A 25687-nucleotide genomic window follows, 5' to 3' on the forward strand; every position below is an offset into this window, starting at 1 on the left:
CATTTGTCTAATCTACTATACAACTAGACAAGTATTAGCCGCTGGCCTTCCGCTGGCGCAAGCTTGGATATGTGAAACTTCTGCGACATGGCCCGTACTGCGATCTGGAAAACCATCACCGCCGCCCTGACCCATGACATCGCCGCGGGGAAATACGCCCCCGGTGACCGGCTCCCGACCGAGGCGCAGTTGGCGGCGCGCTTTGGGGTCAATCGCCACACGGTGCGCCGCGCGATCAGCGACATGAACGAGAGCGGGCTGACCTATAGCCGCCGGGGGGCGGGGGTCTTCGTGGCGCAGCGGCCCACGGATTATCCCATCGGCAAACGGGTGCGCTTTCACCAGAACCTCGCGGCGGCGGGGCGGGTGCCAGCCAAGGAGGTTTTGACCTTGGAGACACGCGCCGCCTCGGCCCATGAGACCGCGCAGTTGGGGCTGGAAGGCGAGGCGCAGGTGCATGTCTATGAGGGGCTGTCACTGGCCGATGAGCAGCCCATCGCGATCTTCCGCAGCATCTTTCCCGCCGCGCGGTTTCCTGACCTGTTGGCGGCGCTTGAGGCCAGCCGCTCGGTCACCACGGCTTTGGCGCAGGGCGGGGTGGCGGATTACACCCGCGCCTCGACCCGGCTGACGGCGAAGCTTGCCACCGCCACGCAGGCGCTGCATCTGCGGCTGTCCGAAGGCGCGCCGATCCTGCGCTCGGCGGGGATCAACGTGGACCCCGAGGGCATGCCGGTGGAGTATGGGGTGACTTGGTTCGCGGGTGACCGGGTGACGCTGACGCTCAACCCCGGCGACTAGCCGTATTTCTCAAGAAACGCTTCGGCGGGCAGGGTTTGGAAATCCTTCAATGACGCGTGCAAGCGATCATGGGGCCAATCCCACCACGCCAATTCCTCCATCCGCGCGGCGATGCTTTCGGAAAAGCGGCGGCGCAGCGGTTTGGCGGGGATGCCGGCGACGATCATATAGGGGGCGACATCGCGGGTGACGATGGCCCCGCCTGCCACCACCGCGCCATGGCCGATGGTCACCTCGGGCCGGACCTGCGCGTCGTGGCCCAGCCATGTGTCATGGCCAATCACCGTGCGGCGACTGCGACGGAGGGCGAACCAGTCAGCGTCATCCTCGGCCCCGTCGAAGTAGTCTCCGGCGCGGTAGTGGAAGTGGTGCAGGCTGGCCTTTTCCATCGGGTGATCGGTGGCCCCGATGCGCACGCTGGCGGCGATATTGCTGAACTTGCCGACTTGCGAGTTTGCGATGTCGCACCAGCGGTCGCAATAGGAGTAATCCCCGATTTCGGAATGGGCGAGGCGCGTGGCGCGCCCGATCTCGACATAGCGCCCGAACTGCGTGTCAGTCACTTCGCAGTCCGGGTGAAGGAAGGGCGCATCCGCTTTGAGACGCGCCATCAGTGGCCCGCCTCATTGCCCGCGATCAGTTTGCGGCGCAGCCACCCCGAGAAGCTGTCCATCGCCACGACCATCAGAATGATCAGCACGATGTAATAGCTCACCTCTTCCCAGTCTTTCTGGGTGATGATCGCTTGGGTCAGCAAAAGGCCGATGCCGCCCCCGGTGATCGCGCCGATGATGGTGGCAGAGCGGGTGTTGGACTCCAGATAGTAGAGGACTTGGCTCAGCAGAACCGGGGTGATCTGCGGGATGACGCCAAAGCGGTAGCGTTGCACGGGGGCGGCCCCGGTGGAGGCGATGCCTTCGATCTGTTTGTCATCCACATTCTCAAGCGCCTCGGAGAAGATTTTGCCGAAGGTGCCGGTGTCTGTCAGCAGGATTGCGAGCGAGCCGGTCAGCGGGCCGGGGCCAAAGGCACGAGACAGCACGATGGTCCAGATCAGCCCGTCGACCCCGCGCAGGAAGTCAAAGAGCCGCCGCGCGGCAAAGCGCAGCGCGCCAAGCGGAGAGAAATTCTTGGCCGCCAAAAAACCCAGCGGCAGGGCGATCATCGCCGCGCCAAAAGTGCCGAGGAAGGCCATGAGAACGGTCTCGACCAGCGCCCAAGCCACATCGCCGTGACGCCACATCTTGTTGGTCCAAAAGTCCTGCCAGATCGCGCCGTATTCACCGCTGCGCAACAGCTCAAGCGGGGACATGCCGTAGTAGGGGCTGTCGAGCGTGAAGAAGAACAGCTCCCACCCGTTGAAATAGCGGAACACCTCGGCGCGGTTGCGGGTGATCGTGAGGCGGCCTGCCTCCGTGGTCACGGCAAGACGGTTTTTCGAGGCGTTGATCCACGCGGGCAAGGGGCCATCGGGCAGGGTGGCGTTGACGCCGCTGCGCCCCGGCGTGGCGGTGATCAGCCCGTAGCCCGGCACGTCATAGCGCACCTCTGGCCCCAGTTCGACGGTATGGCCGTTGCCCAGCTCGACGATAGAAGTCTCGCCCAAGGTGACCCAATCGGGGGCGGTGCCGGGTGCATAGCGGCCCTTGCGCTCCCCTTCGATGGCGATCTCCATCTCGCCGTTGCGGTTGTCGCGGGCGACATGGGTTTTGTAGCTATAGCTGTCGGCCACCAGCGTCTTCATGTTCGACACGTTGATGCGGTCACCCAGCCCTGCCACGTCGAAGGCAAAAAAGACGTAAGTGAGATAGGCAAGGATCAGCACCGGAGCGGCAAGGCTCGCCATGCGTTTGCGCCGGAAGCTGCGGCTGGCGACCTGCTGGGCGGGGAGGGTGGAAGCGGTAAGGTCGGTCATAGGATGGCTCCCTTGTCCTTATAGGCGCGGCCATGGGTCAGCCGGTTGCGGAAATGGCTTGAGACTTGGTCGACGATGATGATGGTGCCGAAGAGCAGCAGAAAGATCGCCGCCGCCTCGTCGAATTTGCCTTGGCCCCAAGACATCGTGTTGCGCAGGTCATAGCCGATGCCGCCTGCGCCGACGAAGCCGAGGATGGCCGAGGCGCGGATGTTGATCTCGAACCGCAGCAGCGCATAGGAGAGGTAGTTGGGCGCGACCTGCGGCACGACGCCCAGCACCATGCGTTGCAGCCAGCCCGCCCCGACGGAGGCAAGGCCGTCGACAGGTTTAAGAGAGGCGTTCTCATTCACCTCGGAAAAAAGCTTGCCGAGCGCGCCCACGGTATGCAGCGCGATGGCGATCATCGCGGGCACCGGGCCGCCGCCCAGAAGGAAGATCAGCACCAGCGCGACGACAATTTCAGGCACCGCGCGCAGCACGTCGAGCAGGCGGCGCAGCGGGGCCACGAGCCACGGGGCCGGGGCAAGGCCGCGGGTGGCCAGAAGGGCAGCAAAGAAGGCCAGCAGCGCGCCGATCAGCGTGGCGGCCCCGGCGATGTTCACCGTCTCGATCAGAGAGGGGAGGTATTTCACGAAATAGCCGGGCAGCAGATGGATGCGCTCCCAAGCTTCGCCCAGCACATCGGCGGGGAAGTCAAAGATATTGGGCAGCCCGTTCCAGAACCCGCCCGCGTTGCGGGCATTGGCGGTGCCGAAACCGCCGATCAGCAGGGTCAGGAAAACGACCAGCAGGATCATGTTCATCACCCGCTTTTGTCGGGTGTGGGCAAGGTAATCCGCCGTGATCTGCGGTGCGGTGGTGGTCTGGTGCATCTGTCGTCCCCCTATGACGACAGGCCCCGACAATCGTTGTCGGGACCTGCCAGATGTCTTGTAATCGCTGCGATCAGTTGGATTTCGCCTTGCGCGCTTCGACGATGGAGACATAGGCGTCATGCGCGATCGGATCGAAACCAAGGCTCTCGCCCGCGGCCACGCCGTAGGCGCAATCGGCGTCTTTCTCGTGCAACTCATCCACCAGTTGGGTCATCGTCGCCTTGACCTCTTCAGGCAGGGCCTTGCGCAGCACGACCGGGCCTTCGGGGATCGGCTTGGAGCGCCAGATTTCCACCAGATCGTTCATGTCGACGAGGCCCGCGTCCACGGCTTTACGCAGCGCGCCGGAGTTGTAGCCGTCTTCCCAGTTGCCCTGACCGTCGGCCCATGTCACGCCGCCGTCGACGTCACCGTTGTTGACCGCGACGATGGTCTGCTCATGGCCGCCGGTGAATTTCACTTCGCCGAAGTAGTCGCCGGATTCCATGGTGGCACCGGTCGTCTGGGGGATTTCGATGGAGGGGATCAGGTAGCCCGAGGTGGAGTTCGGATCGCCAAAGCCAAAGACCTTGCCCTGCATGTCTTCGAGGCTGTTGATGCCCGCATCTTTGCGCGCGAAACCGATGGAGTGATAGCCGTAGGAGCCATCGAGGTTGATCTTGACCAGCACCGGCTCGACCGCTTCGGGGTCTTGCAGATGCACGGCGGCATAGGCCGAGGCGCCCAGCCATGCCATGTCGAGCGTGCCGCCCAGCAGGCCTTGGATCACGCCGTTATAGTCGGCCGGGGCAAAGAGTTTGGCCGGAACGCCAAGGCGCTCTTCGGTGTAGCCGCGCAGACATTCGTAGGAGTTCATCCGGTCCTGCGCGTTTTCCCCGCCGAGGATGCCGATGCGGAATTCGTCGATCTCGGCACTTTGGGCCATGGCGGTGCCGGTGAGGGCCGTGGTTGCCAAGGCGGCGGCGATGAGCTTTTTCATTGTGTCGTCTCCGTTTGCAAAAAATGCCCTTTGGGGCGGGTCGTGTCAGGCTGGCACTTTGTCCAGCGTTTCGATCTCGGTTGAGGTGGCGGCTTCGGAAAAGCTGCTGTCCGCACCGTAGATTTCGCGGGCCATGCCGGTGGTCAGCTGCTCGGGCGTGCCGTCAAAGACGATCTTGCCGTCGCGCATCCCCACCACGCGGTCGCAGTAGCGGCGCGCGGTATCCAGCGTGTGAAGGTTGGCGATGACCATGCGGCCGTCTTCCTCGTGAATGCGGCGCAGCGATTGCATCACCACCTGCGCGTTCATCGGGTCGAGGCTGGCGATGGGTTCATCCGCCAGAATGATCTGCGGGTCCTGCATCAGGGCGCGGGCGATGGCGACGCGCTGTTGCTGCCCGCCGGAAAGCGCCTCGGCCCGTTTGGGCGCGTGCTGTGCGATGCCCAGCCGGTCGAGGATTTCGATGGCGCGGGTGATGTCGGCATCGGGGTAGAGGTTGAAGATGCTGCTGAGCGTCGAGCGGCGGTTGAGCGTGCCGTGCAGGACGTTCGATACCACATCCATCCGCGGGACGAGGTTGAACTGCTGAAAGATCATCGCGCATTCCGCCTGCCAGCCGCGCCGGGCCGCGCCGCGCAGGGCGGTCACATCACGCCCTTGAAACAGGATCTGCCCCGAGGAGGCATCGGTCAGCCGGTTCAACATCCGCAGCAGCGTGGATTTCCCCGCGCCCGAGCGGCCGATGATTCCGATCATCTGCGGTTTGTCGACCTGCAGATTGGCGCGGGCCACCGCTGTGTTCGCGCCGAATGTTTTGGTCAGTTCAGAAATGACGAGCATAAGTCCCCCGGGGTTTGCGGGGCGAGCTATCGCAGCGGTGAATGTCACGAATGTTTAAGTTTGACGAAGCTTTTGTAACGCGTCCCTTTTTGCGGAACGGCTGCCTAAGCCTGCGCGTTTGTGCTTGTTTTATGGGCGCTTGTGCGATGCCGCCGCCGCTGCGCAGGGGGCAAAAGAGGAGGTGTGCGGGGGGCAAAGAGCCGGTGGAACGCAATAAAACAAGGGCCTGCGAAATAGAGCTTGCGGAACAAACTGCGCGGATTAATGCTTTCTCTCACAAGGCGGTTCAGATAGGGCCGCATCTGGTCAGGCCGCGCAATTGGCGCAGCGACCGTTAAGATCTTTGGCCGGATCACCGCGCGCGCAGTGTCCTCCACCCGCGCCCCCTATGGTGAGACAGGCCCCCGACAAGCATTCAAAGGAGCGCGTTCATGGACGCCCAAGTTATCGCATTTCTGATTCTGCTGCCGATCACGCTGGTTTTCGTCTACGCAGGCATCCACGAGTTTCGGCGCTACAAAAGCGAGGGCAAGGCGAACTACGGGTTGGTCTTTGACGAGGAAAGCGGCACCACCCATGTCAGCGGCATCGCCGAAGACGAAGACCCGTTCGACCCCGAAGACTTTGACCCCAACGATTACAACGACCCCGAAATCAAAACCGACACGGATGAGCGCAAATCGTGAGCGCGAAGCGCCTTTGCGCCGCGATGCTGCTCTGGCTGGCGCTGCCCGCGAAGGCTGACACCCCCGCCGAGATCGTGATCTTGGGCGAGGTGCATGACAATCCCCATGCCCATCTCGAACAGGCCGCCGCATTGAAGGCGCTGCGTCCTACGGCTGTGGTCTTTGAAATGCTCACCGCCGAAGAGGCGGCAAAGGCCGACGCGGACCGCAGCCTCATCGCGCAGGCTTGGGCGGCGAGCGGGTGGCGGCATTACGATATCTATGCGCCGATCTTTGACGCTTTGGGATATGCCCGCATTATCGGTGCCGCGGCCCCGCGTGAGGCTGTGCAGCGCGTGTACAGCGAGGGGGCAGCCGCGCTCTTCGGGCCTGAGGCGGCGCGCTTCGGCCTTGACCAGCCCTTGCCGGAGGATCAGCAGGCTGTGCGTGTGGAATTGCAATTCGCCGCCCATTGCGAGGCCATGCCGCGCGAGATGATGGGCGGGATGGTCGCCGTGCAGCGCTACCGCGACGCCACCTTCGCCCGCGCCGGGCTCGACGCGCTCAAAGCCTACGGCCCGCCGGTGGCGGTGATCACCGGCAATGGCCACGCCCGCACCGATTGGGGCATTCCCGCCCTCATCGCCCAAGCCGCGCCCGAAGTCACGACCCATGCCATCGGCTTTGTGGAGGCCGAGACCGCGGTGCCTTTCGATGAGACCCGTCTCATCCCGCCCGCCGAGCGCGACGCCCCCTGCAACGCCCTGATCGAGAACTAAAGGACAGGCCCATGTATCTTGCCATGAACCGTTTCACCGTCTTGCCCGAGAATGCCGCCGCTTTCGAAGCGCTTTGGCTGAACCGTGAAAGCCACCTGAAGGAGAGCGAGGGGTTCGTGTCCTTCCACATGCTCAAAGGGCCGGAGACGGAGGGGGCGATCCTCTATGCCTCTCACACCGTTTGGGAGAGCGAGGCGCATTTTCGGGATTGGACGACCAGCGATGCCTTTCGCGCCGCCCATGCGCGGGCGGGACAGACCCGCAAGCTGCATGAGGGTTCACCGCAGTTCGAAGGCTTTAGCGCCATTCAGAAGATCGACGCGGAATAACGCGGAAGGGCCGGGGTTTCTATACTTGACTAAAATAATCAGATTAAGTAGCCGTTAAAGGAACCCGGGCGTTTCGCCGGGGTATGAACGACTTTACGCCGAAACCGTCCAAGCCACCGCGCGTCGGAAGCCCGGATGTCAATGGAAAGGAGCCCGCCCCGTGAGGACACCCGTGACCACGCCCGAGCCAATGGCCCATGCCCGGCTACAGACCCCATCCAACAACAGCTGGCGCGACATCGCGCTTGGCAGCAACGATGCCGCAGCCTGCGACGGTTTTGGGCTGGAGCATCTCATCGATCTGCAACGCGCCCGCCAAATGGGAGAGATGGCATGAGCCTGATGCAAAAACTGCCCGATCCATCGCCCGCCGCCCCACCGGTCCAAGAGGCCGTGCATGATGCCCGTGCCTTGGTGCCCAATGGCTCGACCGCGAATATCGTCTTGGACGGCCAGACCTATACGCTGCGCATCACGCGGGCGGGCAAGTTGATCCTGACCAAATAAGCCTGCGCGCTTTCCCAAAGCGCGGCTTGCCCTGTGGGCGCGGCGTCTTTACTGACGCGCCATGCCCTGCCGTCTTTGCCCACTTTTGCCGCTGACATGCTGGCCCTGCTGAGCCTGTTCTTCGCGGCGCTGCTGGCGGCCACCCTGATCCCCGCGCAATCCGAAGCGGTGCTTTTGGGGCTGATGTGGTCGGGCGCTCATGCCACGGCGCTGTTGTGGCTGGTGGCGACGCTGGGGAATGTGCTGGGATCGCTGCTGAACTGGTGGCTGGGCCGCTACCTCAGCCATTTCGCCGATCACCGCTGGTTTCCCTTCTCGGCCAAGCAGATGGCCCGCGCCTCTGGCTGGTATCGGCGTTGGGGCTATTGGAGCCTGCTGGCCAGTTGGGTGCCGATCATCGGCGATCCGATGACCTTGGCCGCGGGCATGTTGCGCGAACCGCTTTGGCGGTTCTTGCTGATCGTCACCCTTGCCAAGGGCGGGCGTTACCTCGTGCTGATTCTGATCGCCCGCGGGGTTTTGTGACCCTTAGTGCGGGGTGATCCCTTCGAGCGGCGGCAGCGGGTTGGGCGCGGTCACAAGATGGGCGCGGCGCTTTTCGTAAAAGGCATTGCCCCCCGCCGTCACCACATAATGCATGTTGTTGTAGTTCGCATTGTACCACGCCGCGTGGAAGAATTTTGCGCGGGTGACTTTCGGATGCCGCTCCCCCTGAAGCACGGCAAGTGCCGTGGCGCGGGCCAGCGGGGCGCCGCGGTCGGTCATCGGTTTCGTCATCACGCCGGGGGCGAATTGATTGGGCTGACCGACCACGCCGCAGACCGTGTCAGGGAAGGCGTCGGAGTGGACGCGGTTCAGCACCACCGTCCCCACGGCCACCATTCCGTCGCGGCTGGAACGGTTGGATTCGAAATACATCGCGCGGGCCATACACTCCACCTCATCCGCCGGAACCGCGACGACTTCGGTCTGTTTGCCACCGCAGGCGGCGAGCAGGCCAAGGCCCAAGAACAAAGCGGCAGTGCGGATTTTCGGGGGCTGAACGCGCATGGGCGGCCTTTCTGGCTGAGGGGGCAGGTGGCGCGTAATTTTCCAGCAAACGCGGGCAGAGGCAAGACCCGCGCCTGGCTCAGGCGGTATCCCTCCGGGTGGGGCGCGCGGGGGGCGCTTGGGCTGGGGATTGATCTAGTGTAATGCTTGGTAAAACAGTCATGATCGCAGCAGGCCGCCCTATGAAAGTCACCTACCGGGATGTGAAAACCGACATTCTGTCAAAGATCACCAAGGGCGAGTGGCCGTTGGGCAGCCTTGTGCCCAATGAGGTCGATCTGGCCGAGACCTATGGCTGCGCCCGGGCGACGGTCAACCGCGCCATGCGCGAATTGGCCGAAGAGGGGTTCATCGAAAGGCGGCGCAAGGCGGGGACGCGGGTGCGCATGGCCCCCCTGCGGCAGGCCCGTTTCGACATTCCGCTGGTCCGGGCCGAGATCGAAGAGAAGGGCGCCGACTACCGGTATTCGCGGGTGAGCCACCGGGTCGAGCCTGCGCCCGACTGGCTGCGCGCCCGGCTCAAACTGGGCGCGGGGAGCGAGGCGTTGCATCTGGTCTGCATGCATTACGCCGATGGCGACCCCTATCAATTTGAGGACCGTTGGATCAACCTCGCCACCCTGCCGCAGGCGCGGGAGGAGAGTTTCACCGATGTCGGGCCGAACGAATGGCTGATCTCGGCCATTCCCTTTTCGGATGTGGAGATCAGCCTCTCCGCCGGTCTGGCCGATCAGCGGCTGAGCGAATACCTCGCCTGCGGCTTGGGCGATCCGGTCTTTACGGTCGAGCGGTCGACGTGGTGGGAGGAGCAGGCGGTGACCTATGTGCGGCTGTCCTACCGCCCCGGCCACCGCCTGACCACGCGCTATTAAGCTGCCGCCGCCGCGGGTGGGCGGCAGCGCTCAGCGCTTAAAGGATACCCGGCAGGTTCAGCCCGTGTTCGCGGGCGCAATCGCGCGCTTCGTCATAGCCCGCATCCGCATGGCGCATCACGCCCGTCGCCGGGTCGTTCCACAGCACCCGCGCGATCCGCCGGTCGGCGTCTTCGGAGCCGTCACAGCAGATCACCATGCCAGAGTGCTGTGAGAAGCCCATGCCGACCCCGCCGCCGTGGTGCAGCGACACCCAAGTCGCCCCCGAGGCGGTGTTCAAAAGCGCGTTCAGCAACGGCCAGTCCGACACGGCATCCGAGCCGTCTTTCATCGCCTCCGTCTCGCGGTTGGGCGAGGCGACGGAGCCGCTGTCGAGGTGGTCGCGGCCAATCACCACCGGCGCGCTGAGTTCGCCTGTGCGGACCATCTCATTGAAGGCCAGCCCCAGCTTGTGGCGCACGCCTAAGCCCACCCAGCAGATCCGTGCGGGCAGCCCTTGGAAAGAGATACGCTCCCGCGCCATGTCGAGCCAGTTGTGCAGATGCCTGTCCTCAGCGAGGATTTCCTTCACCTTGGCGTCGGTCTTGTAGATATCCTCAGGATCGCCCGACAGCGCCGCCCAGCGGAAGGGGCCGATGCCGCGGCAGAACAGCGGGCGGATATAGGCGGGCACAAAGCCCGGGAAGTCGAAAGCGTTCTGCAACCCTTCCTCCAGCGCCATCTGGCGGATGTTGTTGCCATAGTCGACCGTTGGGATGCCCGCGGTGTGGAAATCGACCATCGCCTGCACCTGCACCTTCATCGAGGCGCGGGCGGCTTTTTCGACCGCTTTGGGATCGCTCTCACGTTTCTCGCGCCATTCGCCCATCGTCCAGCCCTGCGGCAGGTAGCCGTTCACCGGGTCATGGGCCGAGGTCTGGTCGGTCACGATATCGGGGCGGACCCCGCGTTTCACCAGCTCGGGAAAGACATCTGCCGCATTGCCCAGAAGTGCAACCGATTTCGCCTCGCCCGCGGCGGTCCACCGCTCGATCATCGCCAGCGCCTCATCAAGGCTGTCGGTCTTTTCGTCGACGTAGCGGGTGCGCAGGCGGAAATCGATGCTGTCGGGATTGCACTCCACCGCCAGACAGCAGGCCCCGGCCATGACCGCGGCCAAGGGCTGCGCGCCGCCCATGCCGCCCAAGCCCCCGGTGAGGATCCATTTGCCTTTGAGATCGCCGCCATAGTGCTGGCGGCCCGCCTCGACGAAGGTCTCATAGGTGCCCTGCACGATGCCCTGGCTGCCGATGTAGATCCACGATCCGGCGGTCATCTGACCGTACATCGCTAGACCCTTCTTATCGAGTTCGTTGAAATGGTCCCAATTGGCCCAATGCGGCACGAGGTTGGAGTTGGCGATCAACACGCGGGGCGCGTCTTTATGGGTTTGGAAGACGCCCACGGGCTTGCCTGATTGCACCAGCAGTGTCTGGTCTTCTTCCAGCGCGCGCAGGGAGGCGACGATCTGGTCATAGTCCTCCCACGTCCGCGCCGCGCGCCCGATGCCGCCGTAGACGACCAGCTCATGAGGGTTTTCGGCCACGTCGGGGTGCAGGTTGTTCATCAGCATCCGCAGCGGCGCTTCGGTCAGCCAGCTTTTCGCCGAAAGCTCGGTGCCGGTGGCGGGATAGACGTCACGGGTGTTCTTGCGCGGATCGCTCATGCTGTGCCTTTCAGGGTAGGGGCCAGTGCGGCCAGAGTTGTCAGGATATCGGTCAGATGGACGCGCAGCCGCGCGGCCTTGTCGGGGTCATAGGGCCAAGGCGAAGCCTCGGCGCCGAGGTAGCTGCTTTGCGCCAGTTCCATCTGGATCGCGTGGACCCCTTCGGCGGGGCGGCCATAGTGGCGCGTGGTCCAGCCGCCTTTGAAGCGTCCGTTGCTGACGGACGTGTAGCCGGGTGCTGCGGCGCAGATCTCGGCGACGGCGGCTTCGATCTCCGGCGCGCAGGTGGTGCCGAGGTTCGTGCCGATGTTGAAATCGGGCAGCGGGCCGTCAAAGAGGAAGGGGATCAGCGAGCGGATCGAGTGGCAGTCATAGAGGATCGCTACCCCATGCAGGTCGCGGACGCGGGCCAGTTCGGCCTCAAGCGCTGCGTGATAGGGTGCGTGGTATGCCACGCGGCGGGCCTCAACCTCGGCTGCGTCGGGCGGGGTGGTCCAGATGTCTTGCCCGTCGAAATCCGTCAGCGGTACCAACCCGGTGGTGTTCTGGCCAGGATAGAGCGATGCGCCCGAAGGGTCGCGGTTGGCGTCGATGACATAGCGGTGGAAGGTCGCGCGCACCGTGGTCGCGCCGGGCAGCAACCCGTCGTAGAGCCGGTCGATATGCCAATCGGTATCCGCCAGTTCCCGCCCGCGCGGATTTAAGTCGCGCCGGATGGCCTCGGGCAGGTCGGTGCCGGTGTGGGGCAGGCCGAGCACGATGGGGTTGTCGCCCCGGGTGATCTCGACGGGTGTGATCTCAACGGGGGTCATGTGGAAAGCCCCGGCATCTCGCAGGCGGCGGCGCGGGTGATCTCACCGCCCGCTACCATCCGTGCCGCGCGTTCCAGATCGGGGGCGAGGTAGCGGTCCTCTTCCAGCGTGGCGACCTCTTCGCGGACCCGCGCGACCACCCGCTGCAACGTCTCGCTGGTGGCCAGCGGCGCGCGAAAGTCGATGCCCTGCGCGGCGCAGAGCAGTTCCACCCCGAGGATGCGGTTCAGGTTCTCGACCATCTGCCCCAGCCGTCGCGCGCCATGGGCGGCCATGCTGACGTGATCTTCTTGGTTGGCCGAGGTCGGCGTGCTGTCGGTGACGCAGGGGTTGGCGAGATGTTTGTTCTCGCTCATCAGGGCGGCGGTGGTGACTTCGGCGATCATATAGCCGCTGTTGAGGCCGGGGGTCGGCGTCAGGAAGGGCGGCAGGTTGAAGCTGAGCACCGGGTCCACGATCAGCGCCACCCGGCGCTGCGCAATGGCGCCGATCTCGGCCAGGGCGAGGGCGATCATATCGGCGGCGAAACCCACCGGCTCGGCATGGAAATTCCCGCCCGAGACGATGAGGTCCGCCCCCGTCAGCACCAGCGGGTTGTCGGTGGCGGCATTGGCTTCGACCTCCAGCGTGGCGGCGGCCATGCGCAGCACGTCCATCGCCGCCCCTGTCACCTGCGGCTGGCAGCGGATGCAGTAAGGGTCTTGGACGCGGGCATCATTCGCCACATGGCTTTCGCGGATCTCCGAACCCTCGAGCAGGGCGCGCATGGTCTCGCCCGCTTCGATTTGGCCCCGGTGGCCGCGTAGGGCGTGAATTTCCGGTTGCAGCGGCGCGGTGGAGCCCATGATCGCATCCGTCGACAGGGCCGAGATCACCAGCGCCGAGGTCGCGGCCTGCCATGCGTCGAAGAGCCCCGCCAGCGCGAAGGCGGTGGAAAATTGCGTGCCGTTGATCAGCGCCAGCCCTTCCTTGGGGCCGAACTCCAACGGGGTAAGACCCGCGGCGGCCAGCGCCGCGCCGCCCGTCATGACGCGGCCCTCGAACTCCGCCTCGCCATGGCCCATCATCACGGCGGCCATATGCGCCAAGGGGGCCAGATCGCCCGAGGCGCCAACAGAGCCTTGCGCCGGGATCACCGGGGTCACGCCACGCGCCAGCATGGCTTCGATCAGGTCCACGACCGCCAGCCGCACGCCCGAGGCACCGCGCCCGAGGCTCAGCAGTTTCAGCGCCATCAGGAGCCGCGCATGGCCGCGCGGGATCGCGGGGCCGACACCGCAGCAGTGCGACAGGATCAGGTTGCGTTGCAGCGCCGCCGTATCCTCTGCCGCGATCTTGACCGAGGCGAGCTTTCCGAAACCGGTGTTCACGCCGTAAACGGCATCCTCGCCCGCCACGGCCCGAGCGATGCGCGCATGGGCCTCTTCGATCGCGGGGCGGCAGGCGGGGGCGAGCCGCACAGATGCCTCTTCGCGGTAGATGCGGGCCAGATCGTCCAACGTGGCCGCGCCGGGGGTGAGGGTCAGGGTGGTCACGATTGGCCTCCGAAAATGCGGGAATGAAGCGGGTTGAAGCCGATGTGATAGGCAAGCTCGGCCGGGTGTTTGATGTCCCAAACGGCGAGGTCGGCGCGCAGGCCGGGGCGGATCATGCCGCAATCCGCCAGCCCGAGCGCGCGGGCGGCGTGCTGCGTTGCGCCGCGCAGCGCCTCTTCTGGCGTCAGGCGGAACAGGGTGCAGCCCATGTTGAGCGCGAGCAGCAGCGAGTTCAGTGGCGAGGAACCGGGGTTGATATCCGTCGCCAGCGCCATCGGCACGCCATGGCGGCGCAGCAGGTCGATGGGCGGCGCTTGGGTCTCGCGCAAGGTATAGAAGGCACCGGGCAGCAGAACGGCGACGCTGCCCGCCTCGGCCATCGCGATCACGCCGCTCTCATCCAAATATTCGATATGATCCGCCGAGAGCGCGCCATAGGAGGCCGCGAGCCGCGCGCTGCCCAAGTTCGACAATTGCTCGGCATGAAGTTTCACCGGCAGGCCCAATTCCCGCGCCACGTCAAAGACCCGCGCGATTTGGGCGGGCTGAAAGGCGATGCCCTCGCAGAACCCGTCGACCGCATCTACCAGCCCTTCGGCATGAGCCGCACGCAGGGCGGGGAGGCAGACATCGTCGATATAGGCATCCGCGCGGCCTGTGTATTCGGCAGGCACCGCATGGGCGCCCAGGAAGGTGGTTGAGACGCGGATCGGGCGCTGCTGGCCAATGGCGCGAGCGGTGCGGAGCATGCGCAGCTCGGTCTCGATATCCAGACCATAGCCGGATTTCACTTCGATGGCCGTGACCCCTTCGGCGATCAGCACGTCGACGCGGCGCAGGGCATCGGCCAGCAACTCTGCCTCATCGGCGGCGCGGGTGGCGGTGACGGTTGAGACGATGCCGCCCCCGGCGCGGGCGATTTCCTCATAGCTGGCGCCCTCCAGCCGCATCTCGAACTCCCGCGCGCGGTCGCCGCCGTGCACGATATGGGTGTGGCAATCGATCAGCCCGGGGGTGACAAGCCGCTGGCCCAGCGATTCGGCGGGCAGGTCGCGGTAGCCTTGCGGCAGATCATCGCGCGGGCCGACCCATGCGATCTGGCCCTCGGCAATCGCGATCGCCGCATCTTCGATCAAACCATAGGGCTGTGGGCCATCCATCGTCGCCGCCGTGAAGTCGATCAAGACCCGATCCTGCGCTGTCATCCTATCGCCTCCTCCTAAGGTTTCGCTTTTCTACATCGGTTTTATTTGCTATATGTCTATACATAAAAATGCAGAGGGCCGTCAAATGATTTTCGCTACACATGCAAAACTGCCGCAGGGATGGGCGCGAGAGGTTCGGATCACGGTTGCCGATGGGCGGGTGACGCAGGTTGAGACCGGGCAGGCACCGCAGGCCGATGACACCCGTGTCGACACCCTGCTGCCGGCGCTGGCCAATCTGCACAGCCACAGCTTCCAGCGCGCCATGGCCGGGATGACCGAGACGCGCTTGGCCGGGAAGGACAGTTTCTGGACATGGCGTGATTTGATGTATCGCTTCACCGCCCATCTGACGCCCGCGCATATCGAAGCCATCGCGGCCTTCGTCTTCCTAGAGATGCAAGAGGCTGGTTTCGCCAGCGTGGGAGAGTTTCACTACCTCCACCACCAACCGGACGGCACGCCCTATGACGATCTGGGGGAGGTATCGGCCCGGATCGCGGCGGCGGCGGCGCAGACGGGGATCGGGCTGACCCATCTGCCGGTGCTCTATACCTATGGCGGGGCGGGGCAGCAGCCCTTGCAGGCGGGGCAGGCGCGTTTTGGCAATGGGGTGGCGCGCTTCGGCGCGCTGGTTGAGCAGGCGCAGCGGGCGGTGCGGGACCTGCCCCCCGATTGCCGCGTCGGCATCGCGCCCCATTCGCTGCGCGCCACGGCCCCTTCGGAGTTGACCGAGGTGCTGGCCGCCCATCCCGATGTGCCGGTCCATATCCACATCGCCGAACAGCCCAAAGAAGTCGCGGATGTCTCCGCTTGGCTTGGCGCGCGCCCGGTCGACTGGTTGCTGGCCAATGCCGAGGTTGCCGAGAACTGGTGCCTGATCCACGCCACCCATATGACGGAAGGTGAGACCGCTGCCATGGCCCGCAGCGGCGCGGTGGCTGGGCTCTGCCCGGTGACGGAGGCCAATTTGGGCGATGGGCCGTTCAACGGGCCGGGCTACCTCGCCGCCGGGGGGCGATTTGGCATCGGATCGGATTCCAATGTGTTGATTTCGCTGACTGAGGAATTGCGCACGCTGGAATATTCCCAGCGTCTGCGGGATTTGGCGCGCAATGTGATGGTGGCGGACGAAGGTTCGGTCGGGGCGGCGCTTTACACAGGTGCGGCGCGTGGCGGGGCGCAGGCGCTTGGCCGGGGCCGGGGCGAGATCGCGGTCGGCGAATGGGCCGATCTTGTGGCGATCGACAGCCAAGACCCGGCCCTCTGCGCGCTGCGGCCCGACCAATTGCTCGACGGTCTGGCCTTTGCCGCCAAGGACCGGGTGGTGACCGATCTGTGGTCGGCGGGCCGCCATGCGGTGACGGGCGGGCGGCACCGGCAGCGGGATCGGATCGTGACGGGTTACCGCCGCGCCATGTCAGAGGTGATGGCGCTTTTGTGAAACCTTCCCTTTTCGGGAACTTTGGCGCGGTCTGCCGGGTTGGCCCGGTAACGAGGACCGCGCGAAATGCTGCGCGGCACAGCCCGAAGACAGTGAAAGGGAGCGGATCATGAGTCCACCAGACACGAACCTCAAAAAACAGGAAAGCCGTCACAAATGGCCCCTGATCGGCATGGCGCTTGTGGTAATCTTTGGCGTCGGGATCATCGTCTATTGGACGGGCGAGGAAGTCGCCACCGCGCCCGAGACGGAAGAAGAAGTGATCGTCGACGAGGAAAACGTCATCGAGGGCGACGATGAAGCATCGGTGCCGATCGCCCCTGATTGATCCAAACGGACAGCACCCAAATGCGAAACCCGAAAGCCTCGGCTTTCGGGTTTTGTTGTTTGACCTTGGCCGCGCGGGCGGGCCATCTTGCACCGGTATCAAGGGCAGCAGGGCAGGCACATGTGGTATTTGGTAGGGGACATCGGCGGCACCAATCTGCGCCTCGCAGCGGTGGACCCGGCGGGGGCGGTGGTAGAACGCCGCACCCACCCCACCGACGGGCTGACCACTTTGCCCGACGCTTGTGCGGCGTTTTGCACTGAGGTGGGCCGCCCGCCCGAAGGGGTCGCCATGGCGGTGGCCGGGGTGGTTGTCGACGGGCAGGTGCGGATGACCAATGCGGCGCGCAGCATCTCGCGGGATGATCTGGCACGGGCCTGCGGTTTGGACCCCGCCAAGGTGCTGCTGCTTAATGATTTCGAGGCGGCGGCTTGGTCCTTGGCCACGCTGGATGCGGATAAAGTGACCTATCTTCAGGGCGGGCCCGACCCGCAACCAGGGGCGCGGGTGATCATCGGCCCGGGGACGGGCCTTGGCGTCGGGTCTCTGGTCTGGCAGGGCGCGCGGCCCACGGCGGTGCCGGGCGAGGGGGGGCATCTGCGGCTCACCCCCCATAGCGCCGAGGAAGTGGCCTATTTCGAAGCCCTGATCGCGCTTTGGCCCGAGGTGCAGATGGGCGAGGGGCTGGCGGTCGAGGCCGAGGCGATCCTGTCGGGCACCGGCATGCCCTATTGGTATCGCGCCATCGCCTCCGCGCGGGGCGAGGCGGCGCATTTGGAGGGGGCGGCGGCGATTTTCGCGGCGGCTAGGGCCGGGGAGGACATGAGCGCCTGTCGCGCGGTTGCTTTGATGGTGCAGTATCTTGGCGGGGTCGCGGGGGATCTGGGCTTGGTCATGGGCGCGCGCGGCGGGGTCTTCATCACGGGGGGCGTGGCGCAGCAGAACACTTGGATGCTAGATGACAGCTTCCTCGCCGCCTTCAACGCAGGGGGGCGGCACAGCAAATGGCGCGCGGCGATGCCCTTGGGCCTGTGCAGCGACCCCGACTTTGGCCTGCTGGGCGCGCGGAACTGCCTGTTTGTTCAGCATGAACGCCCCCTGCCGGATTGACAGCAGACAACGGGCCGCCATGATCGCCGCAGCAGTCGGAGTGCCCTATGTCCAACCTCAATGACCCGAAACGCCAGTTCTTGGCCGAACTGTTCGACACCGCCGTCGCCGCCGCCGATCCGCATTTGATCCTCAAAGACCAGCTGCCGCCGCCGCCCAAAGGGCGCACGGTGGTGATCGGCGCGGGCAAAGGGGCGGCGCAATTGGCGCAAGCGTTCGAGGCCATCTGGCCGCATCCCTATGACGGTGTCGTGGTCACCCGCTACGGCTATGGCGCGCCCTGCGAGCGGATTAAGGTGCTGGAGGCCGCCCATCCGGTGCCCGATCAGGCCGGGGTCGAGGCTGCCCGCGCCTTGCAGGATGCGGTGCAAGGTCTGGGGCCGGAGGATCAGGTGATCGCGCTGATCTGCGGCGGCGGCTCATCGCTTTTGCCCGCCCCGCCGGAGGGGCTGACGCTGGAGGATTTGCAGGCGTTGAACGCGGCGCTTTTGGCCTCGGGCGCGCCGATTTCGGTCATGAACGACATCCGCAAGCAGTTCAGCACGGTCAACGGCGGACGTCTGGCGGAACTGGCCCATCCCGCGTGGGTGGTGAGCCTTGTCGTCTCGGATGTGCCGGGGGATGATCCGGGGGCCGTGGCCTCTGGTCCCACAGTGCCGGGGCGGCGTACTGCGGCGGCGGTGTTGGAAGAGGTGGCCGCGCGGGGGCTTGAGCTGCCGCCCCGTTGCATGGCGTTTCTGGAAAAGGCGGCGGAGCGGCCTGCTCAGGACGCGCCGAGCAACACGACCACCCATGTCATCGCTTCTGCGGGCCTGTCCCTCGCCGCCGCAGCCAAGGCTGCGCGGGCACGGGGCGTGAACGCATGGATCCTGTCGGACGCGATCGAGGGCGAGGCGCGGGAGGTGGCGCTGGTCCATGCGGCCCTCGCGCGGCAGGCGCAGGAAAGCGGTTTTCCCCATCCCGCGCCGCTGGTGCTCCTTTCAGGTGGTGAGACGACGGTGACCCTGCGCCACAAAGGGCGCGGCGGGCGGAATAGTGAGTTTGCGCTGTCCCTCGCGCTGGCGCTCGAAGGGCAGGAGGGGATCACGGCCTTGGCCGCCGATACCGATGGTATCGACGGGTCAGAGGATAACGCGGGCGCTTTCGTGGAGGCGGGCACGGCGGCTGCCATGCGCGCGGCGGGGGTGGATCCGCGCGGCGCTTTGCAGCGCAACGATGCTTACGGCGCGTTCGAGGCGATTGACGCCCTGTTTCACACCGGCCCCACCGGGACCAATGTGAATGATTTTCGCGCCCTTCTGATCGGCGATCTACCGTAGCGTTCGCCCGCCTCGGGGCCGATTTAGGACCGGTCGAAGACGATCACATTGCGCCGCGCGGCCCCGGTCTTGGTGTCGGCAATCGCCTCGTTGATCTGATCCAGCCGCCAGCGGCCAGAGATCAGGCTGTCCAGTTGCAGACGGCCCTGAAGATAGAGGTCGACCATCCACGGAATGTCGCGCTGGATCACCACATCGCCCATTTTGGAGCCGACCATGCCTTGCCCTAGGGCGGCGAGGACCACCGGTTCATAGCTGGCCTCGGCCCCGCTGTGGGGCATGCCGACCATGATCACACGGCCCCCGGCGGCCAGATAGCGCGGCGCGGTTTCATAGGCGGGGATCGCGCCCACGGTGACGATCACGGCATCCGCCCCGCGCCCTGTGGCCTTGAGCGCTGCGCGCCACGGCTTCGCCTCGGTCGCAAGCACGGTGTCGGTCGCGCCGAATTCGCGGGCGATGGCGAGTTTGTCTTCGGTCATGTCGACCGCCACGATTCGCCGTGCGCCTGCGATGCGCGCCCCTTGAATCGCGTTGAGGCCGACCCCGCCCGCGCCGATCACCACCACATCCTGACCCGCGCGCAGGCCCGCTGCGTTGACCACGGCGCCGACACCGGTGATGACGCCGCAGGCGATCAGGCAGGCGGCGTCTTTGGGAATGTCATGCGAGATTTTCACCGCCTGCGACCGGTCTACGACGACCTTCTCGGCGAAACCGCCGGTGTTCATCGCCTGAACGAGCGGTGCGCCCTCGGCCGTTTGCAGCGGCCCTTCGGGCGCTTGCGGGGTTTCGCAGATCGTCGGCTGACCCGAGGCACAGTTGGGGCAGCTGCCACAGGCGCGGATCAGGGTGACCACCACGCTGTCGCCCTCGGCCAGACCCTGCACATTCGGCCCCACCGCGCTGACCCGGCCTGCGGCCTCATGCCCATAGACGGCGGGCAGGGTGCCGCCCCAGCCGCCTTCGGCAAACAGAATGTCGGAATGGCAGATCGCCACGGCATCCAAGGTCACCTCGACCTCGCCCGATTGCGGTGCCTTGATGCGGATGTCTTCGACGCTCAGCGGTGTGTCTAAGGCATGGCAGACGGCGGCTTTGATGGTTTGCAATGGCCTGTCCCTTTCTTTCAATTTTCGCCAGCTTGACGCGGATGGGCCGGTGGCGCAAGACGGGTATTGGGCCTACTGCGGCGAAGTTTCACCTTGTGACGTGGGGGTAGGGCGGCTGGCAAAAATCGCCAAGCCGCCAAGGGTCAGCAAAAGCGCCAGCAGGAAGGGTGCGCCGGGCAGGTAGAGCGCAGCTTCCGGCGCGGTAAAATAGGCGAAAACCCCCGTCATCGTCAGCGGCGAGAGGATCATCGCCAGCGCGGTGGAGGAACTGAGCGCGCCGTGCAGCTCCCCTTGCGCATCGGCGCTGACGCGGGCCGACATGATGCCTTGAAGCGCGGGCGGGATCACCCCGGCCAGCGCGGCGAGCGGGGTCATGATCAGCGCCCAACTACCCGAGGTAAGCACGGTCAGCGCGGCAAAGGCGGCAAGGGCAAAGATATGGCCCAAGATCACCGTGGCGCGCGCGCCCAGGCGGCGGATCACGGGGCCGATCAAGGCGCCTTGGACAAGCGCCATCAGCACGCCGAAAAGGCCCAGAGACAGGCCGATCATCGTCGGCGACCAGCCAAAACGCTCGACCCCGAAATAGGCCCAGACCGCCGGATAGGCGGCAAAGCCCACATGGTAGATGAAATATACCGCGAGCAGCCTGCCGACCTCGGGCAGTCGGCCAAGGGCGCGCAGCGCGCCCAGCGGATTGGCCCGCCGCCAGTCGAAAGCACGGCGTTGTGTCGGGGGCAGGGTTTCGCGCAGCACGGCCCAGCCAAGCACCGCATTGCCCGCCGCCAGTACCGCTGCCGCCCAAAAGGGCGCGCGGGTGCCATATTCGCCCAAGACGCCGCCCATCAGCGGCCCCAGAACAAAGCCCGCGCCAAAGGCCGCGCCGATCAGCCCGAAACGCGCCGCGCGGTCCTGCGCCGGAGAGATATCGGCCATATAGGCCGAGGCGGTGGCATGGGTCGCCGCCGTGATGCCCCCCACGAGCCGCCCGATCAGCAGCAGCCAAATGCTGCCCGCCAGCGCCATCACGCCATAGTCCACCATCATCACGATCAGCGCCAGCAGCAGGACGGGGCGGCGGCCAAAACGGTCGGAGAGCCCGCCCAGAACCGGGCCGAAGAGGAATTGCATCGCGGCAAAGCCCGTGGCCAGCACGCCGCCCCAAAGGGCCGCATCGCTCAGCCCGCCGCCGCGAACTTCGCGGATCAGGTCGGGCATGACGGGCAAGATCAGGCCGACGCCCATGGCATCGATCATCACCGTCACAAGGATAAAGATCAGTGGCAGCGGCATTCGGTCAGATGTGGTCCGCGCAGGGGCCAAAGGCAAGGGCGGACGTCGCGATAGGGCGCGAATACGGCACGAGGCGCACGCGCATGGCCCGCTCGCTGCCGGAGACACCTGCCGCCACGATCAGCCCTGCGCCTTCGGGATATGCCCGACACTGGCGAGGAATTCGTTCAGCGTATCTGCGTATTCCTGCGGTTGCTCGACACAGGGCAGATGGCCCGCGCGGCGGATCAATTTGAATTTCGAGGCCGGGATCAGGTCCATTAACTCGCGCACCAGATCGGGCGGGGTTGAGCCGTCTTCCGAACCTGCGATGCCAAGCGCGGGCAGGCGTAGACCGGAGGTTGGCGTCATGAAATCACTGTGCGAATTCGCCGCCGAACAGCCCGCATAGCCCGCGTCGGGCTGCCGCGTCAGCATGTTGCGCCAGAGCGCCAGTTCCGGCGTGGCGCGGAACTGGGGCGAAAACCAACGCTCCATCACCGCATCGGCAAGGCTTTCGATACCGCCTTTCTCGACGTGGGCGATCCGGGCATCCCAGATGTCGCGGTTGCCGATTTTGGTGGCCGTGTTGCTCAGCACCAGCGCGCGGATCATGTCGAGCCGTTTGACTGCGAGGCCCTGCGCGATCATCCCGCCGATTGACAGGCCGACAAAGACGCAGTCGCGCACCTTGAGGTGGTCGAGCAGCCGCTCGGTATCGGTGATGAGCGACCCCATCGAATAGGGCGCGGGCGGGCAGGAGGACAGGCCATGGCCGCGTTTGTCGAAGCGGATGATGCGCAGGCCGGGCGCGAGCAGCGGCAGGATCGGGTCCCACAGGCGCATGTCGGTGCCAAGCGAATTGGCGAAGACCACGGGCGCGCCGGCCTCGGGGCCGTCGACGCGGTAGTGCAGTTGCACCTCGCCGGTGTCGAAAATCTGCATGGGGGGCTCCTTTGGGCGGCGTTGAGGGGCAGCATATCGTGCGAACGCGGGAGGTCAAAGACGGGACAGTTCGAATAGGTACCGCCCGGTGGAAACGCCGGGCAGCGCCGACCCGCCCCCCCCTGGAGCGGCGCTTTCAGCACCACCCCGCGTGCCGGCGCTGCCCTAATCGTTACCCCAGCGTCTGCAGCGCGCGGGCGAACATATCCGCATCAACGTTCCCGCCGGAGATGGTGACGATCACATCGTCCCCGTCAATCTCTCCGCCCCGGAACAACGCCGCGGCAAGCGCCACGGCACCGCCCGGCTCAGCCACGAGTTTCAACCGGTTGAACGCATGACCCATCGCTTGCAAGGCCTCATCGTCGCTCACCACCAGCCCCGGCCCCACCAACCGCTGCATGATCGGAAAGGTCAGCTCCCCCGGCGCAGGCGTGACGATGGCGTCGCAGATCGAGCCGAGCGCCGTCGCATTCCGCTCGATCCGGCCGGAAACCAGCGAGCGGGCGGCATCGTCGAAGCCTTCCGGTTCCGCCGGGCGCACGCGGAACCCCGGCGCCTCGGCCTCCAGCGCCAGCGCGATGCCAGAGGTCAGGCCACCGCCGCCGCAGCAGACGATCACCTCGGCCGCTTCGATCCCGGCCTCGGCGGCCTGCTGGGCGATTTCCAGCCCCGTGGTGCCTTGTCCCGCGATGACCTGCGGCTCGTCATAGGGTTTAATTAGCGTGAGCCCACGTTCCTCGGCCAGTGCGGCACCGATCTCCTCGCGGCTCTCATTCGCGCGGTCATAGAGCACCACCTCGGCGCCATAGGCGCGGGTGTTGGCGATCTTCAGCCGCGGGCTGTCCTCGGGCATGACGATCACGGCAGGCGCGCCGTGCATCTTGGCCGCCAGTGCCACGCCTTGGGCATGATTGCCGCTGGAATAGGCGATGACGCCCTTGGCGCGCTGCGCGCTTGGTAGGGCCGAAAGGGCCGACCACGCGCCGCGGAACTTGAAGCTGCCGGTATGCTGCAAACATTCGGGTTTGACCCATACCCGGCGGCCCGCGATCTCGTCCAGAAAGGGGGAGTTCAAGAGCGGCGTGCGCCGCACATGGCCCTTGGCGCGGTCGGCGGCGGCGCGGATCATGTCGATGTTCATTTGATTTGTCCTATCCATTCGTGCAGCGCGGCAAGCGCTTGGGGTTCGTCGAGAAAGGGCACATGGCCGCGGTCCGGCACTTCGGCCACGATCATATCGGGGCGGCGGGCCTGCATCTGCATCAGCGTCTCGCGGCTGAACAAGGTGGAATTGGCTCCGCGGATCGTGACCAGCGGCAACCCTTGCAGCGCATCGAAGAACGGCCACAGGTCAACAGCTTGCTGGCCTGCGGCGGCCACGGCATCGCGCAGATGCGGATCATAGGTGATTTTCAGCCCGTCTTCGGTCGCCCTGTAATGGCGTTTGACCTCCTCAAGCCAGCGGCTTTCGGGCACGCCGTGAAACTCGGGGAAGGCGCGGGCCATGGCGGCGGCGGCTTCTTCATAGGTCTTGGCGGCGGGGTTGCGGCCCAGATAGCCCATGATGAACTCGACGCCCTTGGGGTCAAGCTCGGGGCCCACGTCATTCAGCGCCACGCCCAAAAGGTGATCATGGGCGATCATCGCCAGCGCCATGGCATTCAGCCCGCCACGCGAGGTGCCGATGAGGGCGACCTGTTCCAGCCCCAGATGCCCGAGCAATTCCAACACGTCGCGGCATTCCACCGAGAGCGTGTAGTTCCGCCAGTTCGCGTCGAAATCCGAGCGGCCCCGCCCGCGGTAGTCCATGCGGATCAGCCGGTGATCAGCCAAATGCGGGGCGAGGTAGTCGAAATCCGCGCCGGTGCGGGTAAGACCGGCAAGGCAGAGGATCGGCAGGCCGCTGCCCTCATCCGTGTAATGCAGCGACAGCCCGTCGGAGGTGGTGAAACGCGGCATCAGAGCCCCGCCAATGCGGGAATGCCGCTCAGCTCGCGCAACTGATGTGCGGGTTTCCACGGCAGCCGGTCCACCGGATCGCCGCCCCGGTTTACCCATGCGGTGGTGAACCCATAGCCCGTCGCCGCCGCTGCGTCCCAGCCGTTGGAGGACACGAACAGCACCTCGTCCTTGGCACAGCCGAAGTGTTTTCCGACAAGGTCATAGACCGACGCATGCGGTTTGAAGACGCCGACGCTTTCGACCGAAAGCGAGACATCCAAAAGATCACCGATTCCCGCCGATTGCACCGCCCCGTCCAGCATCGCGGGGGCGCCGTTGGACAGGATCGCGGTGTTCAGGCCCCCGTCTTTCAGCGCGCGCAGCATGGCGGGCACCTCGTCATAGGCGCGAAGCTCCCAGTAAAGCGCCAGCAGGCGCGCGCGCAGGGCAGGGTCATCGGCGAGGTTCATCTTTTCCAGCGTCCAGTCCAGCCCCTCTTGGGTGACTTGCCAGAAATCGTCATGCGCCCCGGTCACGGCTCTTAGCCAGGAATACTGCAACTGCTTGAGGCGCCAGTGTTCTGCCAGTTCCGGCCAAGTCTCGGCGATGGCGGCAAAAGCGGGTTCGGCTGCGGCTTCACGGGCGGCGGCGGCCACGTCGAAGAGGGTTCCATAGGCGTCGAAAACGCAGGTGGTAATGGGCATCTGACAGGCTCTCCCTTTCCGTGTCGCGGCAGAGTGGCACGCAGGCGCGGCGGCGAAAAGGGGCGAATTCCGCGATCGACCCGGACGGGGGGTTTACTCTCGGAGTCACAATCTTCATGCTGTCGCGGAATTTGGAGCACCCGCGCAGATACGCGGCCTCCTTCCTTTTTCCCCCTACAGATTGGAGACACCCGATGGCTGAGGTCAAATCCGGCGACACAGTACAGATTCACTATACCGGCACGTTGAAAGACGGCACCACATTCGACAGCTCGCAGGGCCGCGACCCGCTTGAGTTCGTCGTGGGTTCGGGCCAAATCATCCCCGGTCTCGACAGCGCGCTGCCCGGCATGACCGAGGGCGACAAGAAGGTCGTTCAAGTGCCCAGCGAAGAGGCCTATGGCCCCGTGAACCCCGAGATGCGTCAGGCCGTGCCGCGCGAAGGCATCCCGGCGGACATCCCGCTCGATCCCGGTACGCAGCTGCAGATGCAGACCCCCGAAGGTCAGGCCCTGCCGGTGACCGTGGTTGAGGTTGACGAGACCACCGTCACGCTCGACGCCAACCACCCGCTGGCGGGCAAGGATCTGCAGTTCGACATCGAACTGGTCAAGATCGCTCCGGCGGCCTGATATCG

29 protein-coding genes are annotated in these 25687 nt (G+C 65.5%); 13 read left to right on the plus strand and 16 right to left on the minus strand.

The window, feature by feature from the left end:
* Nucleotides 1-87 precede the first annotated feature (87 nt).
* A complete protein-coding gene (gene phnF, locus ACGYLA_RS10255) occupies nt 88-801 on the plus strand; it encodes a phosphonate metabolism transcriptional regulator PhnF (RefSeq protein ID WP_394432186.1) in 714 nt (237 codons plus the stop codon).
* Here the strand turns inward: phnF and ACGYLA_RS10260 are convergent.
* From ACGYLA_RS10260 to phnC, 5 genes are all read right to left on the minus strand, one after another.
* Complete coding sequence (locus tag ACGYLA_RS10260; protein WP_394432188.1) at nt 798-1412, minus strand: chloramphenicol acetyltransferase; 615 nt, start codon at nt 1410-1412, stop codon at nt 798-800. The two genes, phnF and ACGYLA_RS10260, sit on opposite strands and share 4 nt — an antisense overlap.
* On the minus strand, nt 1412-2716 hold the full coding sequence (gene phnE / locus ACGYLA_RS10265) for a phosphonate ABC transporter, permease protein PhnE (protein ID WP_394432190.1): 1305 nt from the start codon (nt 2714-2716) through the stop codon (nt 1412-1414). Before phnE (ACGYLA_RS10265) ends, ACGYLA_RS10260 begins: the two co-directional genes overlap by 1 nt.
* Nucleotides 2713-3591: a phosphonate ABC transporter, permease protein PhnE gene (phnE, locus tag ACGYLA_RS10270; RefSeq protein WP_394432192.1), complete on the minus strand. Its 879-nt coding sequence runs from the start codon at nt 3589-3591 to the stop codon at nt 2713-2715. Before phnE (ACGYLA_RS10270) ends, phnE (ACGYLA_RS10265) begins: the two co-directional genes overlap by 4 nt.
* 73 nt (nt 3592-3664) lie before the next feature.
* Nucleotides 3665-4573, minus strand: a complete 909-nt coding sequence (gene phnD / locus ACGYLA_RS10275; protein WP_394432194.1) for a phosphonate ABC transporter substrate-binding protein — start codon at nt 4571-4573, stop codon at nt 3665-3667.
* Between the two features lie 45 nt (nt 4574-4618).
* The gene (gene phnC, locus ACGYLA_RS10280; protein ID WP_394432196.1) at nt 4619-5413 is read right to left on the minus strand and encodes a phosphonate ABC transporter ATP-binding protein; all 795 of its coding nucleotides are present in this window, start codon (nt 5411-5413) and stop codon (nt 4619-4621) included.
* Nucleotides 5414-5844: 431 nt separating this feature from the next.
* Here phnC and ACGYLA_RS10285 point away from each other — a divergent pair, with 431 nt between their 5' ends.
* The 6 genes from ACGYLA_RS10285 to ACGYLA_RS10310 all read left to right on the plus strand — a co-directional run bounded on the left by ACGYLA_RS10285 (nt 5845) and on the right by ACGYLA_RS10310 (nt 8218).
* Entirely contained in the window at nt 5845-6099 is a 255-nt protein-coding gene (locus ACGYLA_RS10285) for a hypothetical protein (RefSeq protein ID WP_209217383.1), read from the plus strand.
* Nucleotides 6096-6857 (plus strand): ChaN family lipoprotein, encoded by a 762-nt coding sequence (locus tag ACGYLA_RS10290; RefSeq protein ID WP_394432198.1) that lies wholly within the window; start codon nt 6096-6098, stop codon nt 6855-6857. The genes ACGYLA_RS10285 and ACGYLA_RS10290 overlap by 4 nt, the downstream gene beginning before the upstream one ends.
* An 11-nt stretch (nt 6858-6868) precedes the next feature.
* The gene (locus ACGYLA_RS10295; protein WP_394432200.1) at nt 6869-7186 is read left to right on the plus strand and encodes an antibiotic biosynthesis monooxygenase family protein; all 318 of its coding nucleotides are present in this window, start codon (nt 6869-6871) and stop codon (nt 7184-7186) included.
* 160 nt (nt 7187-7346) lie between these two features.
* Complete coding sequence (locus tag ACGYLA_RS10300) at nt 7347-7523, plus strand: hypothetical protein (protein ID WP_156505605.1); 177 nt, start codon at nt 7347-7349, stop codon at nt 7521-7523.
* Nucleotides 7520-7693, plus strand: a complete 174-nt coding sequence (locus ACGYLA_RS10305; RefSeq protein ID WP_394432203.1) for a hemin uptake protein HemP — start codon at nt 7520-7522, stop codon at nt 7691-7693. Before ACGYLA_RS10300 ends, ACGYLA_RS10305 begins: the two co-directional genes overlap by 4 nt.
* 96 nt (nt 7694-7789) lie before the next feature.
* Nucleotides 7790-8218: a YqaA family protein gene (locus ACGYLA_RS10310; RefSeq protein WP_394432326.1), complete on the plus strand. Its 429-nt coding sequence runs from the start codon at nt 7790-7792 to the stop codon at nt 8216-8218.
* Between the two features lie 3 nt (nt 8219-8221).
* On the opposite strand, the gene ACGYLA_RS10315 is transcribed toward ACGYLA_RS10310, so the two are convergent.
* Complete coding sequence (locus ACGYLA_RS10315) at nt 8222-8743, minus strand: cell wall hydrolase (protein WP_394432205.1); 522 nt, start codon at nt 8741-8743, stop codon at nt 8222-8224.
* A gap of 182 nt (nt 8744-8925) precedes the next feature.
* Between ACGYLA_RS10315 and ACGYLA_RS10320 the strand changes: the two genes are divergently transcribed.
* Nucleotides 8926-9615: a UTRA domain-containing protein gene (locus ACGYLA_RS10320; protein ID WP_394432207.1), complete on the plus strand. Its 690-nt coding sequence runs from the start codon at nt 8926-8928 to the stop codon at nt 9613-9615.
* Nucleotides 9616-9652: 37 nt separating this feature from the next.
* On the opposite strand, the gene hutU is transcribed toward ACGYLA_RS10320, so the two are convergent.
* From hutU to hutI, 4 genes are read right to left on the minus strand one after another with little or no spacing between them, the layout of a single operon-like run.
* Complete coding sequence (hutU, locus tag ACGYLA_RS10325) at nt 9653-11320, minus strand: urocanate hydratase (RefSeq protein WP_394432209.1); 1668 nt, start codon at nt 11318-11320, stop codon at nt 9653-9655.
* Nucleotides 11317-12117, minus strand: a complete 801-nt coding sequence (gene hutG, locus ACGYLA_RS10330; protein WP_394432328.1) for an N-formylglutamate deformylase — start codon at nt 12115-12117, stop codon at nt 11317-11319. Before hutG ends, hutU begins: the two co-directional genes overlap by 4 nt.
* An 11-nt stretch (nt 12118-12128) precedes the next feature.
* Nucleotides 12129-13667: a histidine ammonia-lyase gene (gene hutH / locus ACGYLA_RS10335; RefSeq protein WP_394432211.1), complete on the minus strand. Its 1539-nt coding sequence runs from the start codon at nt 13665-13667 to the stop codon at nt 12129-12131.
* Complete coding sequence (gene hutI, locus ACGYLA_RS10340; RefSeq protein WP_394432213.1) at nt 13664-14872, minus strand: imidazolonepropionase; 1209 nt, start codon at nt 14870-14872, stop codon at nt 13664-13666. The genes hutH and hutI overlap by 4 nt, the downstream gene beginning before the upstream one ends.
* 85 nt (nt 14873-14957) lie before the next feature.
* On the opposite strand from hutI, the gene ACGYLA_RS10345 reads away from it, so the two are divergent.
* The 4 genes from ACGYLA_RS10345 to ACGYLA_RS10360 all read left to right on the plus strand — a co-directional run bounded on the left by ACGYLA_RS10345 (nt 14958) and on the right by ACGYLA_RS10360 (nt 19073).
* Nucleotides 14958-16316: a formimidoylglutamate deiminase gene (locus ACGYLA_RS10345; RefSeq protein ID WP_394432215.1), complete on the plus strand. Its 1359-nt coding sequence runs from the start codon at nt 14958-14960 to the stop codon at nt 16314-16316.
* A gap of 109 nt (nt 16317-16425) precedes the next feature.
* Nucleotides 16426-16644, plus strand: coding sequence for a hypothetical protein (locus ACGYLA_RS10350; protein ID WP_209217373.1), 219 nt, complete (start codon nt 16426-16428; stop codon nt 16642-16644).
* A 120-nt stretch (nt 16645-16764) separates the two neighbouring features.
* Nucleotides 16765-17754 (plus strand): ROK family protein, encoded by a 990-nt coding sequence (locus tag ACGYLA_RS10355; protein WP_394432217.1) that lies wholly within the window; start codon nt 16765-16767, stop codon nt 17752-17754.
* Between the two features lie 47 nt (nt 17755-17801).
* The gene (locus ACGYLA_RS10360) at nt 17802-19073 is read left to right on the plus strand and encodes a glycerate kinase (RefSeq protein WP_394432219.1); all 1272 of its coding nucleotides are present in this window, start codon (nt 17802-17804) and stop codon (nt 19071-19073) included.
* 23 nt (nt 19074-19096) lie between these two features.
* Here the strand turns inward: ACGYLA_RS10360 and ACGYLA_RS10365 are convergent, their stop codons facing one another.
* The 6 genes from ACGYLA_RS10365 to ACGYLA_RS10390 form a co-directional block, all read right to left on the minus strand.
* Entirely contained in the window at nt 19097-20185 is a 1089-nt protein-coding gene (locus ACGYLA_RS10365) for a zinc-binding dehydrogenase (protein ID WP_394432221.1), read from the minus strand.
* Between the two features lie 72 nt (nt 20186-20257).
* Nucleotides 20258-21478: a TCR/Tet family MFS transporter gene (locus ACGYLA_RS10370; RefSeq protein ID WP_394432223.1), complete on the minus strand. Its 1221-nt coding sequence runs from the start codon at nt 21476-21478 to the stop codon at nt 20258-20260.
* Between the two features lie 120 nt (nt 21479-21598).
* Nucleotides 21599-22402, minus strand: coding sequence for a 3-oxoadipate enol-lactonase (gene pcaD / locus ACGYLA_RS10375; protein ID WP_394432225.1), 804 nt, complete (start codon nt 22400-22402; stop codon nt 21599-21601).
* A 172-nt stretch (nt 22403-22574) separates the two neighbouring features.
* Nucleotides 22575-23546 (minus strand): threonine/serine dehydratase, encoded by a 972-nt coding sequence (locus tag ACGYLA_RS10380; protein WP_394432227.1) that lies wholly within the window; start codon nt 23544-23546, stop codon nt 22575-22577.
* Nucleotides 23543-24364 carry an alpha/beta fold hydrolase gene (locus tag ACGYLA_RS10385; protein WP_394432229.1) on the minus strand — a complete coding sequence of 274 codons (822 nt, stop codon included), beginning with the start codon at nt 24362-24364 and terminating at the stop codon, nt 23543-23545. The genes ACGYLA_RS10380 and ACGYLA_RS10385 overlap by 4 nt, the downstream gene beginning before the upstream one ends.
* The gene (locus tag ACGYLA_RS10390) at nt 24364-25050 is read right to left on the minus strand and encodes a haloacid dehalogenase type II (RefSeq protein WP_394432231.1); all 687 of its coding nucleotides are present in this window, start codon (nt 25048-25050) and stop codon (nt 24364-24366) included. Before ACGYLA_RS10390 ends, ACGYLA_RS10385 begins: the two co-directional genes overlap by 1 nt.
* A gap of 194 nt (nt 25051-25244) precedes the next feature.
* Between ACGYLA_RS10390 and ACGYLA_RS10395 the strand changes: the two genes are divergently transcribed.
* Nucleotides 25245-25682, plus strand: coding sequence for a peptidylprolyl isomerase (locus ACGYLA_RS10395; RefSeq protein ID WP_394432233.1), 438 nt, complete (start codon nt 25245-25247; stop codon nt 25680-25682).
* Nucleotides 25683-25687 lie beyond the last annotated feature (5 nt).

The sequence above is a fragment of the Sulfitobacter sp. 1A13679 genome, from assembly GCF_043557115.1.
Lineage (GTDB): Bacteria > Pseudomonadota > Alphaproteobacteria > Rhodobacterales > Rhodobacteraceae > Sulfitobacter > Sulfitobacter faviae.